The 17,580-nt window shown below is 43.7% G+C and carries 19 protein-coding genes and 2 tRNA genes; 15 read left to right on the top strand and 6 right to left on the bottom strand.

Translation table 11 applies throughout. The annotated features are described in order from the left end of the window. Nucleotides 1-27: 27 nt before the first annotated feature. The 5 genes from B5D77_RS15025 (at nucleotide 28) to B5D77_RS15055 (ending at nucleotide 3,067) form a co-directional block, all read left to right on the top strand. Nucleotides 28-330, top strand: coding sequence for a hypothetical protein (locus tag B5D77_RS15025; protein WP_002775120.1), 303 nt, complete (start codon nucleotides 28-30; stop codon nucleotides 328-330). Then, nucleotides 311-685, top strand: a complete 375-nt coding sequence (locus B5D77_RS15030) for a type II toxin-antitoxin system PemK/MazF family toxin (protein ID WP_008206686.1) — start codon at nucleotides 311-313, stop codon at nucleotides 683-685. The genes B5D77_RS15025 and B5D77_RS15030 overlap by 20 nt, the downstream gene beginning before the upstream one ends. Nucleotides 686-1,396: 711 nt before the next feature. Beyond that, nucleotides 1,397-1,615: a hypothetical protein gene (locus tag B5D77_RS15040; protein ID WP_039900617.1), complete on the top strand. Its 219-nt coding sequence runs from the start codon at nucleotides 1,397-1,399 to the stop codon at nucleotides 1,613-1,615. Then, complete coding sequence (locus tag B5D77_RS15045) at nucleotides 1,612-1,881, top strand: type II toxin-antitoxin system RelE/ParE family toxin (protein ID WP_008206682.1); 270 nt, start codon at nucleotides 1,612-1,614, stop codon at nucleotides 1,879-1,881. The genes B5D77_RS15040 and B5D77_RS15045 overlap by 4 nt, the downstream gene beginning before the upstream one ends. A 379-nt stretch (nucleotides 1,882-2,260) precedes the next feature. Beyond that, a complete protein-coding gene (locus B5D77_RS15055) occupies nucleotides 2,261-3,067 on the top strand; it encodes a creatininase family protein (protein ID WP_008206679.1) in 807 nt (268 codons plus the stop codon). Between the two features lie 7 nt (nucleotides 3,068-3,074). Here B5D77_RS15055 and B5D77_RS26275 read toward each other — a convergent pair whose 3' ends face one another. The 4 genes from B5D77_RS26275 to hflX all read right to left on the bottom strand — a co-directional run bounded on the left by B5D77_RS26275 (nucleotide 3,075) and on the right by hflX (nucleotide 5,792). Beyond that, complete coding sequence (locus B5D77_RS26275; RefSeq protein ID WP_008206677.1) at nucleotides 3,075-3,242, bottom strand: hypothetical protein; 168 nt, start codon at nucleotides 3,240-3,242, stop codon at nucleotides 3,075-3,077. 169 nt (nucleotides 3,243-3,411) lie between these two features. Continuing rightward, entirely contained in the window at nucleotides 3,412-3,711 is a 300-nt protein-coding gene (locus tag B5D77_RS27280; protein WP_008206674.1) for a type II toxin-antitoxin system VapC family toxin, read from the bottom strand. Beyond that, nucleotides 3,708-3,935 (bottom strand): DUF2281 domain-containing protein, encoded by a 228-nt coding sequence (locus B5D77_RS15065; RefSeq protein WP_008206673.1) that lies wholly within the window; start codon nucleotides 3,933-3,935, stop codon nucleotides 3,708-3,710. The genes B5D77_RS27280 and B5D77_RS15065 overlap by 4 nt, the downstream gene beginning before the upstream one ends. A gap of 153 nt (nucleotides 3,936-4,088) precedes the next feature. Continuing rightward, complete coding sequence (gene hflX / locus B5D77_RS15070; RefSeq protein ID WP_106909126.1) at nucleotides 4,089-5,792, bottom strand: GTPase HflX; 1,704 nt, start codon at nucleotides 5,790-5,792, stop codon at nucleotides 4,089-4,091. 208 nt (nucleotides 5,793-6,000) lie between these two features. Between hflX and B5D77_RS27285 the strand changes: the two genes are divergently transcribed. The 5 genes from B5D77_RS27285 (at nucleotide 6,001) to brnA (ending at nucleotide 9,450) form a co-directional block, all read left to right on the top strand. After that, nucleotides 6,001-6,168, top strand: a complete 168-nt coding sequence (locus B5D77_RS27285; protein ID WP_157221773.1) for a hypothetical protein — start codon at nucleotides 6,001-6,003, stop codon at nucleotides 6,166-6,168. Nucleotides 6,169-6,685: 517 nt separating this feature from the next. Then, nucleotides 6,686-8,506 (top strand): peptidoglycan DD-metalloendopeptidase family protein, encoded by a 1,821-nt coding sequence (locus B5D77_RS15075; RefSeq protein WP_106909127.1) that lies wholly within the window; start codon nucleotides 6,686-6,688, stop codon nucleotides 8,504-8,506. Nucleotides 8,507-8,597: 91 nt separating this feature from the next. Then, nucleotides 8,598-8,671, top strand: a tRNA-Met gene (locus B5D77_RS15080). Between the two features lie 295 nt (nucleotides 8,672-8,966). Beyond that, nucleotides 8,967-9,236 (top strand): BrnT family toxin, encoded by a 270-nt coding sequence (locus B5D77_RS15085; protein ID WP_002759054.1) that lies wholly within the window; start codon nucleotides 8,967-8,969, stop codon nucleotides 9,234-9,236. Then, complete coding sequence (gene brnA, locus B5D77_RS15090) at nucleotides 9,226-9,450, top strand: type II toxin-antitoxin system BrnA family antitoxin (RefSeq protein ID WP_002759052.1); 225 nt, start codon at nucleotides 9,226-9,228, stop codon at nucleotides 9,448-9,450. Before B5D77_RS15085 ends, brnA begins: the two co-directional genes overlap by 11 nt. A 197-nt stretch (nucleotides 9,451-9,647) precedes the next feature. Here brnA and B5D77_RS15095 read toward each other — a convergent pair whose 3' ends face one another. Further along, nucleotides 9,648-10,490 (bottom strand): methyltransferase domain-containing protein, encoded by an 843-nt coding sequence (locus tag B5D77_RS15095; RefSeq protein WP_106909128.1) that lies wholly within the window; start codon nucleotides 10,488-10,490, stop codon nucleotides 9,648-9,650. A gap of 169 nt (nucleotides 10,491-10,659) precedes the next feature. Between B5D77_RS15095 and B5D77_RS15100 the strand changes: the two genes are divergently transcribed. The 5 genes from B5D77_RS15100 (at nucleotide 10,660) to B5D77_RS15125 (ending at nucleotide 16,101) form a co-directional block, all read left to right on the top strand. After that, entirely contained in the window at nucleotides 10,660-11,733 is a 1,074-nt protein-coding gene (locus tag B5D77_RS15100) for a poly(3-hydroxybutyrate) depolymerase (RefSeq protein ID WP_008206660.1), read from the top strand. A gap of 60 nt (nucleotides 11,734-11,793) precedes the next feature. After that, nucleotides 11,794-12,336, top strand: a complete 543-nt coding sequence (locus B5D77_RS15105) for a phasin family protein (protein WP_008206659.1) — start codon at nucleotides 11,794-11,796, stop codon at nucleotides 12,334-12,336. Between the two features lie 339 nt (nucleotides 12,337-12,675). Then, complete coding sequence (locus B5D77_RS15115) at nucleotides 12,676-13,881, top strand: FAD-dependent hydroxylase (protein WP_039900612.1); 1,206 nt, start codon at nucleotides 12,676-12,678, stop codon at nucleotides 13,879-13,881. Nucleotides 13,882-13,973: 92 nt separating this feature from the next. Next, nucleotides 13,974-14,047: transfer RNA gene (locus B5D77_RS15120), tRNA-Pro, on the top strand. Nucleotides 14,048-14,178: 131 nt separating this feature from the next. Then, nucleotides 14,179-16,101 (top strand): S9 family peptidase, encoded by a 1,923-nt coding sequence (locus tag B5D77_RS15125; protein ID WP_008206656.1) that lies wholly within the window; start codon nucleotides 14,179-14,181, stop codon nucleotides 16,099-16,101. A 452-nt stretch (nucleotides 16,102-16,553) separates the two neighbouring features. On the opposite strand, the gene B5D77_RS15130 is transcribed toward B5D77_RS15125, so the two are convergent. Continuing rightward, the gene (locus B5D77_RS15130; RefSeq protein ID WP_008206654.1) at nucleotides 16,554-17,324 is read right to left on the bottom strand and encodes a class I SAM-dependent methyltransferase; all 771 of its coding nucleotides are present in this window, start codon (nucleotides 17,322-17,324) and stop codon (nucleotides 16,554-16,556) included. Nucleotides 17,325-17,580: the final 256 nt, after the last annotated feature.

Genomic DNA, 17,580 nt, shown 5'->3' on the forward strand with positions numbered 1-17,580 from the left:
CAACAATACTTAAAGAGAAGGCTTAAAATGGTTAAATCAACTTTGTACACGACAGCAAAAGTCCTACCGGGAAATAGAATTGAAATTGAATCTCCAGATCTGACTGTAGGACAAACTGTTGAGGTAGTTATTTTGGTTGAAGAAGTTAGTTCTGATTCTTCTACCAGCGAATATATCTCTCCATCCTTAAAACAGCGTCTTGCTTTTCTGAAGTTACCAATGACTGAACGGAGGAATATTCTCAAAAGTCAAGCCGATATAATGCTCTCTCACTATCAACAAGATTCTGAATGGCAGGAGTTAATGGCAGGTGACATCATTGAGTATTAACCCTGAGCTGCCAAAACGTGGAGAAATTTGGTTAGTCAACTTCGATCCTACTGTTGGTGCAGAAATCAAAAAAGTGCGTCCTGCCGTCGTCATCAGTTCCGATTCAGTAGGAAAGCTTCCTATCAAGCTTATTACTCCTATTACAGACTGGAAAACATATTTTTCAGCAAATTTCTGGCACGTTAAAATTGAACCTAACAGTATCAATGGATTGAATAAAGCTTCTGCAATTGATACTCTTCAACTAAGGGGGGTGGATTTACAAAGGTTTATTCGTAAATTAGGAAGCGTTTCTGAAATTACAATGCTGGAAATTGTAGCCGCCATTGCTACTGTAATCGAATTTGAGGTCTAACAAATCATTGCACCCGACCGTGTGTTAGATAGCTCGTAATCATGTAAACGTAGTATAATATGAGCGATCGCTACCCAAAATTGTCCAGTTTAGCCTTTAACTATTTATTCAGGACATTACCATGAAAAAACTGCATAAATTACTGATGACCACCACCGCCATAGTTTCTACATTTGGGTGGAATATTCACAGCACTCCTGTTGCAGCCAAGCAAAATTATATAGGAAGATGGTAGAATGTGGGACTTAGCAATGAATACATTTCTAAATATAGGGTCTTTCAAAAAGATGGTAAAGTTCATGATTACCAAGATCTGAAAACTGGTTTGGTTGGGGCATCCTATAAATGGGATTATCAAGTCCTTTCCAATGGTTCAATTAGGGTTTTTAGTCTATTAAAAGAGACTTGTGTGCTAACTGAGATGAATAAAATGCAGTGCTACTCTGACGGGGATAGCCTTGGTGATTTGGGACTTTACATAAAAAGGTAGTGCGATGCCGAAGGCACTGCGTAGCAGTACGCTATCGCCCTAGGGTGCGTTCCCTAATCTGGCTCCTACTGCTCCACCGATCGATTTTGGGGAACGCACCATGCCCAGGGATTGAAGCTATGAGTTTAGGTGCGATGCTGAAGGCACTGGGTAACAGTACGCCATCGCTGTAGGAATGTGAAAGCTAGAATATATTAAGCCCTATACGTTAGATGTTGTCTATGACTGAACGACTTGAGCAGGCGATCGCCCAATTAAAAACCTTGTCAACCGATCAACAGGACGCAATCGCAACCATAATTTTGGCAGAACTCGAAGAAGAAAAGCGATGGCATGACTCCTTTACCCGCTCACCAAACTTGCTGGCTAAACTAGCAGCCGAAGCAATGGCAGAACATCGATCGGGCAAGACTCAAGAATTAGACCCAGAAACGTTGTGAAGTCTTGGACCACTGCTGGTTTTCGGGAGATGTTTGCTGATCTTCCAAAACCGATTCAAGATCAGACTCGTAAAGCGTATCGGCAATTCAAAGAAGACCCAAGCTATCCCAGCTTGCGATTCAAGAAAGTCCATCCACAGCTGCCCATCTATTCTGCACGCATCAATAGGGATTATCGTGCTGTCGGTCAATTAGAGGATGATACGGTGATTTGGTTCTGGGTTGGTTCCCATGCAGAGTACGATATGCTGCTTGACCAATTGTAGTGCGATGCCGAAGGCACTGCGTAGCAGTACGCCATCGCCGTGGAGTGTGTTCCCTCATGGGGGTCTTGCTGCTCCACCGATCGATTTTTGGGAACGCACCATGCACATTGATTGAAGCTGTAAGTCTAAGTCCGGTCGCTGATCTTAAAAAGAAAAGGCTTAAAGATGATCAGTAACAAGGGTAAAAAAACAAGTCACCCCTGGTGTTTTTCCCCGACGATATTGCAGATTATAATTCATGAAACCGGTTTTGTTGCTATAGGGATTCGGTTTGACCAGTCATGACCGATAAAGACGATTGGCAACCTTGCCAAGAATTAGTGATAAAATTAGCAAATAAACAGTAATTTTTCCCCTAACCCTAATCCCTAATAAAATTATGATGCACGGTTTTATTCCCCCTCATCGTTATTTTCCCTATCTTACTTGGACTGATATAGATTCAATGCCAGATAAGGAAAATGTGGTAATTATTCAACCTATCGGTGCGATCGAACAACACGGACCCCATCTCCCTATTGCCGTCGATGCTGCCATTAGTTTAGGGGTTTTAGGCAAAGCTTTCGAGAAATTAAATACAAATGTTCCCGCTTTCGCTTTACCCTGTCTCTACTACGGAAAATCTAACGAACATTGGTCTTTCCCCGGCACGATTACCCTCTCGGCAGCCACCTTATTAACTCTCATTCAAGAGATAGCGGAAAGTCTCTATCGTTCGGGTTTTCGCAAGTTAGTATTAATGAACTCCCACGGCGGACAACCGCAAGTTATGGAAATTGCCGCTAGGGATATTCATCAACAATATCCCGATTTTTTAGTATTTCCTTTTTTCACTTGGCGAGTTCCCCACAATGCGGCTGAATTATTCTCGGAATATGAATTAGAATACGGTATTCATGCAGGAGATGTGGAAACTAGCATGATGTTATCATTATTGCCAGAACAGGTCAAAATTGAGCGGGCTGTCCGAGAATATCCCCAAGGTTTGCCAGAAAATAGTTTATTAACTATGGAAGGAAAATTACCCTTTGCTTGGTTAACTAAGGAATTAACTAAAAGTGGAGTGATGGGAGATGCTACTAATGCAAGTAAAGAAAAAGGCGATCGATTATTAGAATCTGTTGCTAATGGTTGGGTACAGGCGATCACTGATGTTTATCAATTCCGTCAACCGAAGTTCTACTAATAGAAGATTAATCAGAATTGTTAATAAGCTGTACTGCCTTTAAACCGGCTGTTGGTAATTTTATTACCAAGGATAAAACTCCATCTCCTTTTTCCTTTAATTCGGGGATTTGATCACTATCTTCTATTAGCATTAGTAGAGAAAATTTTAACCAGATAGGGGTAATTTTTAGCATAATTATTAATCTCAATCAATAGTTTTATACTTGAGTGTTTAGAAATTTTGAACCAGTAACAAAAAGAAAAGAAACGACATTTTTACCATATTTTTTGTACGGGATAAGAATCGAAAACAGAATTAATCTCTAGGATAATTAGGTTTTCTGTAATTGCTTGAGAAATTAATCAACCATCAAAGGGCTCTTTGTGATAATAAGGTAAGGTGTCTAATCTCCAAATATGAGATAATTTCATGGGTAAAATCTGCACATCATTAATTTTAGTTTGATCCTTAACTATTTCCGAGAGAGAAATATCTAAATTTAATTTGCCTAACTGTACCTTGATCTGTATTTCCCAGACGCTGACCAAACTCAAGAAAAGAAGATTATTTCTATCTTCTAGTATCTTAATTGCTGATGAGGAAAGCTGAGGAGAATTCTGGGAAGACCAGATTAAAGTATGACTATCTAAGAGAATATTCATGAGTCAAAATTCCAGAAGTTATCGGGTAAGGGTTGATTGAAATCATCACTGATCCAAATTTTTCTCTGATGCAACCCAAAGACTCGTTTTTTGGGGGAAGATGACGGCTCCTTTTTCTCCGTGAGAGCTTCTAAATATTCTAAGATTTGTTTTTGTTTATCTAGAGGAATTTCCTGTAGCTTGTTAATAATGCTTTCTGTAATTTTATTGCCAGAAATAGTCATGGTTTTCTCAATACCTACTGAAATCTACGATGCAAGCTTCATGATAGCATTTTAAACATAAATAAAGTTAATTTTTGTAGAACCACTTCCCCAACTTGTTTAAGAAAGTTCCTCAGTAGAGTCTGCTGAAAAAGTTTTTGCTGCAAACCCTAATTAAGCGGTTAAATCGATTAACTTTTGTTTTAAAGTTTCCAATCCTAGCCGACGAATAGCCGAGATAAAAACAGCTTGGGGATATTTTTCCTTCGCTATTTCTAAATCATCGCTTTTTACCTGATCCAACTTATTAAACACCATTAACATCGGACCGGTTTGAATCGGCATCTCCGAGAGGATTTTTAATACCGAGGCGATCTGACTTTCCCAAGCTGGATGGGACAGATCTACCAGATGGAGTAATGCGTCTGCTTCCGTTACTTCCTCTAAAGTTGCCCGAAAAGCATCCACCAGCGAGGGGGGTAATTCATGGATAAAACCCACCGTATCGGTTAGTAAAAGGGGGTGAGATGCTTGGGTGAGGGGATCGGTAATAGTTAAACGTCGGGTGGTGGGATCGAGGGTAGCAAACAGTTGATCGGCGGTATAAACTTCGGCAGCGGTGAGCGCATTAATTAAAGTGGATTTTCCCGCATTGGTATAACCGACGATCGCCACACTGGCCACCTCTTGTTTTTGCCGTTGTTTGCGTAAACGGGAACGATGAGCTTGCAGTTGATCCACCTCATCCTGGAGACGGGATAAACGACGTTGAATAGTTCGGCGTTCTGTTTCTAATTTTGTCTCCCCCGGTCCACGAGTGCCAATTCCTCCCCCTAATCTCGACATGGCTAATCCGCGCCCAGTGAGACGGGGTAAAGTGTATTCTAATTGGGCTAATTCTACCTGTAGTTTACCCGCTTGGGATTGGGCCCGTTGGGCGAAAATGTCCAGGATCACCTCGGTGCGATCGACCACTCTCACCCCGATTTGGTTCTCTAGATTGCGAATTTGGGCGGGAGAAAGATCCCGATTGAATACAACTAAATTAGCCCCCGAAGTTTGCACCTGTAGGGCGATTTCTGCCACTTTTCCCGAACCGATCACTGTTTGAGGATGGGGATGATCCCGTTTTTGTCGGGTGACTTGCAAAACTTTGCCCCCGGCGGTATCAACTAAACGTTCTAATTCGCTTAAACCGTCCTCGAACTGGCGATCGCTCATATTGTCGGTCATTAAACCAACCAATAGCACCCGATCTTCGGCTGTATCAACGGTTAGAGCGGTAAATTCTCGCTGAAACTCCGCCTCTAGTCCTTCCACTAACTCTAAAAAGTCCTGTTTGCTTAAATCCTCTAGATTTAAGGGCGGGGAGACATACCAGTATATATTACTATTGACATTTGTTTGACTTTGTGGTATGAGATGCGCCAGATAGACCTGCTCCACATAACCGGTTGCCCCACCACCGCGACGGATCATGCCTGTGCCGGTTAGGGTTAAGACCACCAGTGCGTCTAATCTTTGCAACGCCATGGCGGTTAAACTGGATTCTTTTGGGGGTTCCTGCTTGAGTTCCGTGGCGATGCAACGAATTCCGCAAAGACGTTCGGAACCGTAGCGGGGTAGTTCCAAGAGAGAAAATTGGGTTTGTCGGGGGGTTCCCACTCCCACACGAATTACCTGGCCGCGACGGTTGATATAGGTGCAGAGGGGCTGATGGATATCGCTACTAATAGCCGCCAGTCTTTGGGCGAATTCTGGGGTGGTGAGAGTATCGATGGGCAAGCGTTCATGGTACAGCCTTTGTAGCTGTTTCATCTGACTGGCTTTCAGTCCCTGGGTATTGCCGAAGATGGTATCGATAGGCTTTCCTCGCAATTAGCATTTTATCTATTATTGTAGCGATTATGAGACTCGCTGCTCCTGGACAGCGTTTCTATTTCCTAGATAAAAACCCAATAACTTCTCTGGTACTTGTATCCATAGCCCATCAAATATATACCTTGACTTTTTGAGAGAATACGAAGGACTGGACTACATCTGATCAGCTTCCACCCCACTTGACTATCTTGAGACGGATGACTCATTGTACCAAATCCGTCCATACCCCACTTCCCCATCACCCCACTCTTCTATACTTTTTAAACAGGATTTAGTATTAGGGGTATTTCTAGACCATTTCCCTAGTGTGAGAAGACAACAGGCGATCGCCGCCCTGGAATTAGCCAAGGAAATGCTGACAGCCTTTTCCTGATCAAGATAAAGTTTAACCTCATTGGCTATGGGCGGCCGACACCCTGCCCCCAGAAAAAATTTTTTCGGCAAACCCTAATTATCCGGTATTGACCTTGAATGGCCCTCGTTGCTCCTTGTTTCCCGTCGCCGAACGAATCATTAATAATTTCTTTGTAAAGAGTAAAACAGATAAAAAATTTCTATCGAAAAACTGGACAAAATTGGCAAGACGAAAAATGCCGATCAGCTTGGAACAACTGAGATAGAGCATCGTCAATCTGGACATTCAAAATGTCACTAACTCGCCGTGATCCCGATGCTAATAGTCAGAGGGAGACTTGCATAATTTCAAAATCTGAGTTAGTCTCTCCTAAAAGTCACCTTTAGGTATTTTGACTAAAAAGAAAGTTGCCTAACTTCTACTCTAGCCTCAAGGCTAATGCTGAAAGCTAGAATCATCGGCTCAATCCACTGGCTCTAGCTAACTCTTTACACCACAGGAGGTCTGTTTGAAAGAGACTTTTATCCCCAACCCCATGACATCCGCTATCCCAGAACAGAATTGCACTGCTGAGTCTAACCGAGTCCGTTACTCAGTTGCCCTGCTGGGATTAGCACTCTCTCTGGGAGTACCTAGTATTATCAACTCCACCTCAGAATCAGCCCAGGCCGCCAATTCTGTACCCTTGGAATGGGAAGTGATCGACCTGTCCCCAAAAGCCAAGGATGCGGGTAAAGAACTGAAAGAACCGCAAATAATCCCATCCCAAGCACTTGCTACCGTCAAATTCATCGCCACATCAGTGGTTGAGCATCAGGTAAAACCAGGAGAATCCCTGTGGAGTTTAGCCGACACCTACGAAACTACCCCTACAGCGATCGCTAGTAGCAATAATCTCTCCCCCCAATCCGATTTGATTATCGGACAAACCTTAAAAATTCCCACTCCTGAGCAGTTGCCCCCGGCAGCCCCGGCAGCAACTCCTGAGCAGTTGGATAGTTCCTCTGCTAGTCTGCGTCAAACCCGTCAACGTCTCCAAGAAAGTTTGGCCGCCTTACGGACCGAGGAAACCCCCCATCAGTCCAATTCCGGGGAAACGGTCATCGTCACCGAAACTACCGCTCTCGTTCCCGATAATTCACCAACCGGTGTCGAGATTCCCGTGATTGCTCCCGAAGAATCGCCCCGACCAACCAGCCAGGTGATCCCGATTCCCGTTCCCACCCCTGAAAGCGATCGCCCGATAGCCACAATTCCCCTTAATCCTCCCTTAACCAGCAGACCGGAAATTCCCAGCCTCGCCCGACGAAATCCGGCTCCTTTGACTGAAATTCCCGCCATTCCCAATCCTCGGGTCATAGTTCCCCCAGAAAACCAAGTTTATCGGGTTCGGCCAGGGGATACCCTAAACACGATCGCTCGCGCTCTCGGCATCACCCCCGCCGAATTAGCTAGGGAAAACGGCATTGACAACCCCAACCGGATTAAAGTTAATCAAACCCTAGTGGTTCCCGACCGCTCTGCCAACGCTAGAGTTAATCAAAATCTTACCCCCTTGGTCGGCGATCGCCCTAGATTGTCCTTTAACCCCAGCAATCGGCCAAATTTGCCCGCCGCCACCACGGGGACGGCGGAATTCCCCGAAAATATCACCAGCAGCTATCGGGAAAGATTGCGCCAAGAGGTGGCTAATCTGCGGGAAACTAACCTTTCGGAAACCCAGAAAAGTATCGCTATTCCCGTCGATAATCCCGCAGAAACCAGCGATGATCGGCAAATAACCGCTAATCCCCAATGGACCGCCCTTCGTTCCCGTTCTAACCAAAGCACCCCCCCACAGATTATCGGTTCGGCTCCTACCAATGTGGAAGAATACAATGACCGCCTACGAATCCCCGTCGGCGAAACCGTAGAACCTTCCCTTCCTCCCCTCGCTAATCCCGATGAGCATTTACCCAATCCCACGCCAATTTTTACCGGCTTTATCTGGCCCACTAGGGGGGTGTTAACCTCCGGCTTCGGTTGGCGCTGGGGCAGACCTCATCGCGGCATCGATATCGCCGGTCCAGTGGGTACGCCGATCGTGGCGGCGGCTGCCGGTGAAGTAATCGCCTCCGGTTGGAATTCGGGCGGTTATGGCAATCTGGTCAAACTACGTCACCCCGATGGTAGCACCACTCTCTATGCCCATAACAGCCGTCTGTTAGTCCGTCGCGGCCAAACTGTTCAGCAAGGCGAGCCGATCGCCCAGATGGGCAGCACCGGTTTTAGCACTGGCCCTCACCTACATTTCGAGGTTCACCCCTCCGGCCGGGGAGCAGTCAATCCCATCGCTTTCCTGCCAGGCAGACGTTAAAGATGCCCAGAAAGGGAAGATTTTTTCTTCCCTTTTTTGCTCTTGTGCAATTGGGTGATTGTGTGTTATGATTGATAACTGTGTAAACAACGGCTTAGTAGCTCAGTTGGTCAGAGCAGGGGACTCATAAGCCCAAGGTCGGCAGTTCAAATCTGCCCTGAGCCATCGGACAAGATCCAAGAAAACCAGCAAGATTATGGTCAGGTGATATCTCTTTCCCTTTTACTTGGGGACGCTCCCTTCGGGTTCTACCTGATAACTTTTTACTGATAACAGCAGCAAGGGAATTCCAAAATTTATTAGCCCAATTGTACTATAAATTTTGCCGATACAGTCACTACCATAATATTCTGGTAGGAGTACCTAGTGGTCAGTGAGTTTATCGAACTGCGTGCGCCCAAAATGTCCTATAGATATTTCGACCAAATTGAGATGCAGTCACGGAAACGAAGCCAAGAGAATGAAAAAACCGGAATTTGAATTTGATCCTAATAAAAGCCAAGCTAACAAAAATAAACATGGTCTAGATTTTGTTGAAGCTCAAGTATTATGGTTAGATTCCCAAAAAGTCGAAATTCCAGCCCGAACAGAAAATGAACCACGATTTGTTGTTATTGGTATAATAGCAGGTAAGCATTGGTCAGCCGTAGTTACCTATCGTCAAACCAAAATCCGTATTATTTCAGTCCGACGCTCTAGACCTGAAGAGGTAGAAATTTATGAAAGCTGAAGATTTTGACCGCAAATTTGATGATGGAGAAAATATCATCGAATACTTGGATTTAACTAAAATTAAACGTTCTAATTCCGAGGAACAAACAATTGCGTTTGAGTTTCCCTCATGGATGGTAGAGGCTCTTGAGCAAGAAAGTCAGCGTCGTGATTTACCGTTACAAGCTATTGTCAAAGACTGGATTGGGGAAAAATTGGCGTTGTCAAATTGAAAGATGATCCGAATCAGCACCGGAACTCAAATTACTTTGACTTGCCCTGAGCCAACTTGCCCTGAGCCAACTTGCCCTGAGCCAAGTCGAAGGAGTTGAAGGGGTCGAAGGGTAGCAAGGATTGCATTGCATCTTTCCTATTCTGATCTGACAACGCCTAATTATCAATCGCTGCACTGTAATCATCGCCAAGCTGATTATTTTTTCCCTTGCAGTAAACCAAAACGAATTAAACCCGAATCGTAACCGCGCCGCATTAACCCTAAAGATAAAGCCCCTTGGATAGTAGTGTAACCGCTTGCTAACAAACCAGCGATCGCATCTGTGCTGAGGGCCGAATCAATCACCACATCCCAAAAAGCGGCCACCGATAGGGACCAATCATCGGTTTTTAGGTCTCGAAAGCCAATGTCACGGGCAATATCAGCGTATTCTGGCAAAGAAATCACATAGGGCAGACAATAAACCCGATAAATCTCGTTTAATAGTTTAATCTCCCCTTCCGTTAAATTACTAGCCAGGGAAGTGGTGGGACGATGACACCAAGTCGCCATCAAAAAAGTCCCCCCGGGCTGCAAAACCCGATAACATTCCCGCAGAAATTGCCTTTTATCGGGCATATGTTCGCCACTTTCCAAAGACCAGACCAGATCAAAATTATCGTCAGGAAAGGGGGTTTTTAGGGCATCAGCCACACAAAAACTGACTTGTTCTTCTAAATTGAACTCTTGCGCTCTTTGGCTGGCTCTAGCGGCTTGTACCGGGGAAAGGGTAATCCCCACCGCTTGGCTGTGAAATTTTTCGGCCAGATAAAGAGTACTGCCACCAATACCACAACCTAGATCAAGAATCTGATTAGCGCCAGTGACGCCACCCCAAGTTAATAATTCTTCTATTAAATCAATTTGTGCCTGACGGCGATCGAGTTTAATCTTGCCGCCGCGACCGTAGTAACCATGGTGCATATGTTCGCCCCAAATCCTTTCCCACAGTCCACTAGAGGAGTCATAAAAATCGGCTATTCGTTGATAAAGTTCCATGGTCATTTCCTAGTTAAGAGAGGCACTCTTGCCAGAGATTAGCTGGATATGTTACACCAAATCCTGTTTAAAAAGTACAGCAAAGTGGGAAGAGGGGAGCGGGTTTTTAAATTTCGATCTGTTTTACTTTATCTTAATATCATAGGTTGCGATTTTTGCAAGAGGTCTTATGATTAAGGCAGGATTAAAACTACTGGCTGTTTTGATTTTTAGTATTTTTATCTTCCATGGGGCGGTCTTGGCCGAGGAAGCAGCCAAGCTATCTGGTTATCAGGCAGATTTAAGCCAAACATCTGTTTCTGGCCTTTCATCAGGGGCCTTCATGACAGCCCAATTCCATGTGGCCTACTCAGATAGGCTGGTGGGAGCAGGTATCATTGCCGGCGGCCCTTTTTATTGTGTCGGTTCTTACGAGACGAACCCATATCAATTTCTCCGGCAAGCGACATCCACTTGCATGACTCCTCTGACTGAGTCAGTAGGACCGGATGGGAAAGGATTATTTAAAAAAGCGCAAGAACTGGCCAGTGACAACAAAATTGCCGATCTCAACAACTTAAAAGATGATCGGGTCTATCTATTCAGTGGTTCAAGTGATCGCGTAGTTAAAACTGTCGTCGTTGACAAGGTAAAAGATTTTTATCAAGCTGCCGGCTTGCCCTCAGAGAATATTAAATATGAAAAGAATATCAATGCCGGTCATGGCATAATTGTCGAGGAGGCCAAGGTGTCATGTTCAGATACTAAGTCACCCTTCATAAACGACTGCGATTTCATGCAATCCCATCGGATTTTAGAGCATATTTATGGCAAGTTGAATCCACCAGTTGAATCTAATAGATTAAGTGGCCAGATTATTCGGTTTGACCAGAGCGAGTTTATTGAGGGTAAAAACACGAGTATGAGTCAGGAGGCTTATGTTTATGTACCTGAAGCCTGTAAAAAAGAAAGCTGCAAAGTTCATGTAGCTATTCATGGTTGCAAACAGGGGGCCAAGCAAATTGATAATAATTACTACTCTAAAACCGGTTACAATGAAATAGCTGATAGCAACAGCATAATTGTCCTATATCCCCAGGTTGAACCGTCAGCATCAATCCCTTACAATCCCCGGGGATGCTGGGATTTTTGGGGATATTCTAGTGCAGAGCCAAATAATCCTGTCTTTTATACTAGAGAGTCTCCCCAGATGAGGGCAATTGTCGCTATGTTAGAACGGTTGGGCCAACCGCGCCCTCAATAATTTAATCTTTTTGCTGGCACAGACAGAGAAATACATTAAGCAGTTTACGAGGAAACTACCATGCAAAACGAGCTAGTTAAACAGTGGATTGACTCGAACAAGTTGGCAATAGAGTCCTTCAAGAATATTACGGCCACTAATGTGAACGCGATCGATGCCATGTTAACAGGTTTTGTTAACCCCAGTGCTTTCGCTGAACTAAGCAAGGGTTATCTAAGCTTGACCAAAGAATTGGGGGAAGTTTATACTGATAGTATTAATGAACTATTTAAAAGCCAACTGAAGCTGGTGAATTTGCAGGCAACCTCTGAGTCTTTTAAGGACTTGGGTGAAATTTATGTCAGTTCGATGACCAATATCGGACTAAAGCAAGCAGAATTGATGAGCCTCTATCTAGAAACTACAGCCAAGTATCTAGAGATATTAAAGGGTGCTCAAAAGGTAGATGATCTATTCAATATCCAAACCAGTATTTTTAGCGAACTTCAAGAAAAGTTGCAGGAGAATATGCTCGAAACAATGGGAGTTTTTAACTCTATCAATACTGCTCTGGACAATTGGACTCAAAAAAGCCTTGACGCATTCGCATCTGATCAGAGTTAAAAAAACTTGATCTTGCCAGTTATGTCTTTAGCCAAGTTCTCGGTTTGTTGCCCCAAACATATCCCCAACGGCGGGCAAGTGCCAGCGCCGCTGCCTTGGCCGTCGGGGTATCGGGGAAGACTGGCGCAGCAGGAGCATCAGCTAACAGGGCTTGTAGCAGCTTGTTATCGCCCTTCCGAAAGTCCAGGAAGAGCGATAACCCGAAACTCTCAGCGACGGACAAAACCCTTTAAAGTCTATGGTAGGTGGGGTGAAGACAATCAAACCCGACAGCAACCCCGAAAATCGTGTCAGAATAGATCAGTGTAGTCACTGATGATCTTCGAGAAAAATATTTATATGTTAAGACGGGACAGCTACGATTTAATCATTGTCGGGGGCGGTATAGTCGGAACCACCCTAGCGGTGGCTTTAAAAAATACAGGATTAAATATCGCTATGATCGAGGAACGTCCCCTAGAGGTGGCCGCCTCCCGTCGTCAAGCCTATGCCCTCTCGTTGATGTCCAGCCGGATTTTTACAGGCTTGGGTATCTGGGATAAAATCTCGCCCAGTATCGGTAAATTTCGTCATATTCGCCTTTCTGATGCCGATTACCCGATTTTTGTCCCCTTTGTGGTCGATGAGCTAAAAACCGATTATTTGGGCTATGTGGGCGAACATCAAGTGATTTTAACGGCCCTGCACAAGGCCAGCCAAGATTGCGATCGCATTGACTGGTTATCCCCTGCTAAAGTGTTAGAAGTGGAGTACGGAGCAGAAACAGCCACTGTCACCCTGGAAGAAGCTGGTCAAACCCGAAAAATCACCACAAAATTAGTCATCGGGGCCGATGGAGCCAGATCCGCTATCCGGCAAGGGGCGCAAATTAAAACCAAAGGTTGGAAATATTGGCAATCCTGTGTCGCTTTCACCATTAAACATCAACTCGATCGCAACGATACCGCCTTTGAAAGATTTTGGCCCACCGGTCCGATGGGCATTTTACCGCTCCAGGGTAATCGCTGTCAGATCGTTTGGACAAATCCCCATGGGGAAGCGAAAAAACTGCAAGAAATGCCCGAAGCGGAATTTATCAAGAAATTAGAGGCATATACGGGGGGATTACTGGGAAAACTCGAATTAGTTAGCCCCCGCGCTCTCTTTCCCGTACAGTTAATGCAGAGTGATACTTATGTTAAACCCCGACTGGCTTTAATTGGTGATGCCGCCCACTGTTGTCATCCCGTCGGTGGTCAAGGTTTAAATTTAGGCATTCGCGACGCGGCCGCTTTAGCGCAGGTATTAAAGGAAGCAGTGGAAAAGCAGGGGGATATCGGAGCGCTTTCTACCCTAAAATCCTACGAAAAATGGCGTAGATCGGAGAATTTAGCGATTTTAGGCTTCACAGATTTTCTTGATCGCCTGTTCTCCAATAACTGGCCGCCTATCGTTGTCATCCGTCGTCTCGGATTGGCAATTATGCGCGGTTTCCCCCCGTTGAAATTGTTTGCCCTGCAATTAATGACGGGATTAAAAGGACGTATTCCTCAATTAGCTAGATAGCTGGCCACTAATTCCGGGGATGGGGGAGAAAGGAAGAAAAAAAAAGCTTGCAAAATGCCGCGATTATCGCTATGATGGTTAAGGTTCAATATCGGGGCGTAGCGCAGCTTGGTAGCGCACTACTTTGGGGTAGTAGGGGTCGTGGGTTCGAATCCCGCCGCTCCGATTGCAGAAAAACAGAGAGTCAGGTAGGGATGCAGCCAATCTCTACCTTGTCCTGTTTACTCGGAATTTTCTTAATTTATCAGCCTTTCTGATCAAGTTAGTTCACCATTAGGATCACTGCTCTAGTCGAAAATGTCTCATCAAATATCAGCTTACGGTTCCTGGAAATCGCCGATTACTTCCGATCTAATTGTGGCAGAATCGATTAGTCTTGGCGGTGTAACTCTAGATGGAGAAGATATTTATTGGTTAGAAGGCAGACCACAGGAAAAGGGGCGAAATGTTTTAGTTAAATTAAACCCCGACGGCACAACCACAGAAATCACCCCAGCACCTTTTAATGTGCGAACTCGTGTCCATGAATACGGGGGAGGTTCCTATCTAATTGTTGCCGGAATTATCTATTTTTGTAATTTTGCTGACCAAAGAATTTATCACCAAACTGCTGATAGTTTGCCCCAACCTCTGACCCCAGAAAATTCCTGTCGTTATGCGGATTTAATTCTCGATGAATTTCGCAATCGTTTAATCTGTGTTTGTGAAGATCATAGCCAAAAAGATCGAGAACCAGTTAATAGTATTGTCAGCATCGATGTGGATACGGGAGAAATAAAAACTTTAGTATCTGGCAATGATTTTTATACCTCTCCTCGCTTAAGTGCCGACGGTTCTCGATTAGCTTGGATTAGTTGGAATCATCCTAATATGCCCTGGGATAGTTCTTTTCTTTGGGTGGCCGATATTAATAATCTTTATTTGAGTAATATTCGGGTCATTGCTGGTGGTGAAAATGAGTCGGTGTGTGAACCGCGCTGGTCTGCCGATGAACAGTTATATTTTACCAGCGATCGCAATAATTTCTGGAACTTTTATTGCTTTAACTACGATGAACAAATAGAACCAGTTCTCGAACCGATCGAGGCTGAATTTGCCTATCCTCATTGGGTTTTTGGTTTATCTAACTACGGATTCTCTGGGGAATCACAGATTATTTGTAGCTATACAAAAGATGGCCGTTGGTATTTAGGAAGTATCGATACTGTTAATCGAGAATTCCAAGAAATTATTACTGCTGATACTAACATTTCTTCCCTACAAGTTAGCGATAACAAAATAGTTTTTATTGGCGGTTCTTTTAGGGAAGTAACGGCGGTTATCTCAGTGGATTTAGCCACAGGAACTAGAGAAGTTCTCAAATCTTCCAGTAATTTAACTATTTCTAGCGATTATTTCTCGATTCCAGAAATGCTCGCTTTTCCCACCAGTCAGGGACTAACGGCATTTGCTTGGTATTATCCCCCCAAAAACCCCGATTATACCGCCCCCAATGGCGAATTACCGCCCCTTTTAGTCAAAAGTCACGGTGGACCGACGGCTGCGGCCACCTCTAGTTTAAGTCTGCGGGTGCAATACTGGACCAGTCGCGGTTTTGGCTATCTAGATGTCAATTATGGCGGTAGTACGGGTTATGGTCGTCAATATCGTCAGCGTTTGCAGGGAAATTGGGGAATTGTCGATGTGGAAGACTGCATCAACGGGGCAAAATATTTGGTTAATCAGGGATTAGTCGATGGGGAAAGATTGGCAATTTCTGGGGGCAGCGCCGGTGGTTATACAACTTTAGCAGCCCTAACTTTTCATGATACTTTTAAAGCAGGAGCTAGTTATTACGGAGTTAGTGATTTAGAGGTTTTAGCCACCGATACCCATAAATTCGAGTCGAGATATTTAGATAAATTGGTGGGACGTTATCCCGAAGAAAAGGAAATTTACTATCAGCGATCGCCTATTCATTTTACCGCTCAGTTATCCTGTCCGGTGATCTTTTTCCAAGGTTTAGAAGACCGAGTGGTTCCACCCAATCAAGCGGAAATGATGGTAGAAGCTTTAAAAGCGAAAGGTTTACCCGTTGCTTACGTTCCCTTTGCCGGAGAACAACACGGATTTCGTCAAGCTGAATCGATAAAACGAGCATTAGATGCAGAATTTTATTTTTATTCCTGTCTCTTTGGTTTTACTGCTGCCGATAATTTAGAACCCGTAGAAATTAAGTAGGGTTTGCGGCAAAAAGTTTATTGGTGGGGTTAGGAGTCAGTAGCCGGTCGTCAGTAGTCGGTCGTCAGGAGTTTCAGGCTTTGTTGTCCTCTCTTTTTATACTAATTTATGTACTACAAGAAGAATAATGCAAGGTTTTTGAGGGTTCCAATCCGATTTTCGCAGCATGAACATCGGATTTTAACAGGTCAAAAGCCTTATTTTAAAAGGGTTTTACCATTATTCAGCAAACCCTAAATATACCGCTGCCTGCGGTCTCGCACCCCCATGGGTCTAAAATACCCTAAATGAAACTTAATGGCAGACTGTGCGGTTTAATCACTATCGGTGCAGTGCTTAGGAGCCACATCAGGGAACGCGGCCCACAGCGATGGCCTAATACTAGGCAGTGCCTCCGGCATCGCAATCAACTTATGGAGTAGGATCAGACTGAAGGCGATGTTAGTCCAAAATTATTGATTTTGAATTACCATTGTTGCACAAGTAATTATATTTTCTAGATTGTTATACTCGGCTCTTTGTTTTTCAATATAATTATCAAATAAATATTTTTTCTCTGGATATTTTACCGCTAATTCTTGGCATCTTTGTTTAAGATAATTAAACTGCATTTCATACGCATCATTTTGATTTATTTCAGTTTCTGTATATTCTTTTATTAATTTCATGCCAGCTTTCTCGATTTGTTTTAACAGCATACTTTTTTTGATTATAAATTCATGCTTATAGGGTTGATCATCTTCAAAATATCCATCATCCAAGATAATTAGACCATCTTTTGTCAGATTTTTTTTTAAGATAGTCATAGTTTGAAAATAATTTCCAAATACAGGACCGATCGAGCCGAGAATAATCAGATTGAATTGGTTTAATGTCTTGATTATTTCTCGTGCGTCTCCTGAAATAAATTTACACCTTGAAGTAATTGCTTCTTCTCTAGCTTTTTTATTAGCGATTTCAATAAATTCTGGTATTGCATCGATTCCAAGACAGTAGCAATCCAGTTCAATTGACAATTTTATCGAGACTGCACCTTTGCCGCAGCCTAGATCTAGTACATTTAATTCAGAATAATTATTTGTATGTGCTTTGACAATTTTAAGAATAGAATTGGCAGAAGAGCCTATTTCCCAGAAGTCCTGTAAGATATATGGAAGAAAAGGTAAGATCGACTTATCTTGGCAATCCATAGCCTGTGCAATAGTTTCTTCTAAGGTCTTCATTCTCTCTAAAAATTTCTGGACTAACTATTAATCATATCGCTCCCTGCGGTTCCACACCCTCCTCTATCCTACTTCTAATTGACGTACTGTTAGGCCGTGGTTTCGACATCATACTAACTGTCATTGGCTAACTTATGATTGATTGTTATCAGCTTTGAAAAACAGGATTTATTATCAAAAATAACTTGGAAGCACTGTCCCCATAGAAAACCTAAGCCACCTAACGGTGAAGTTAGGTGTACTTTCACAACTGATA

Source organism: Microcystis sp. MC19 (genome assembly GCF_003019735.1).
GTDB lineage: Bacteria > Cyanobacteriota > Cyanobacteriia > Cyanobacteriales > Microcystaceae > Microcystis.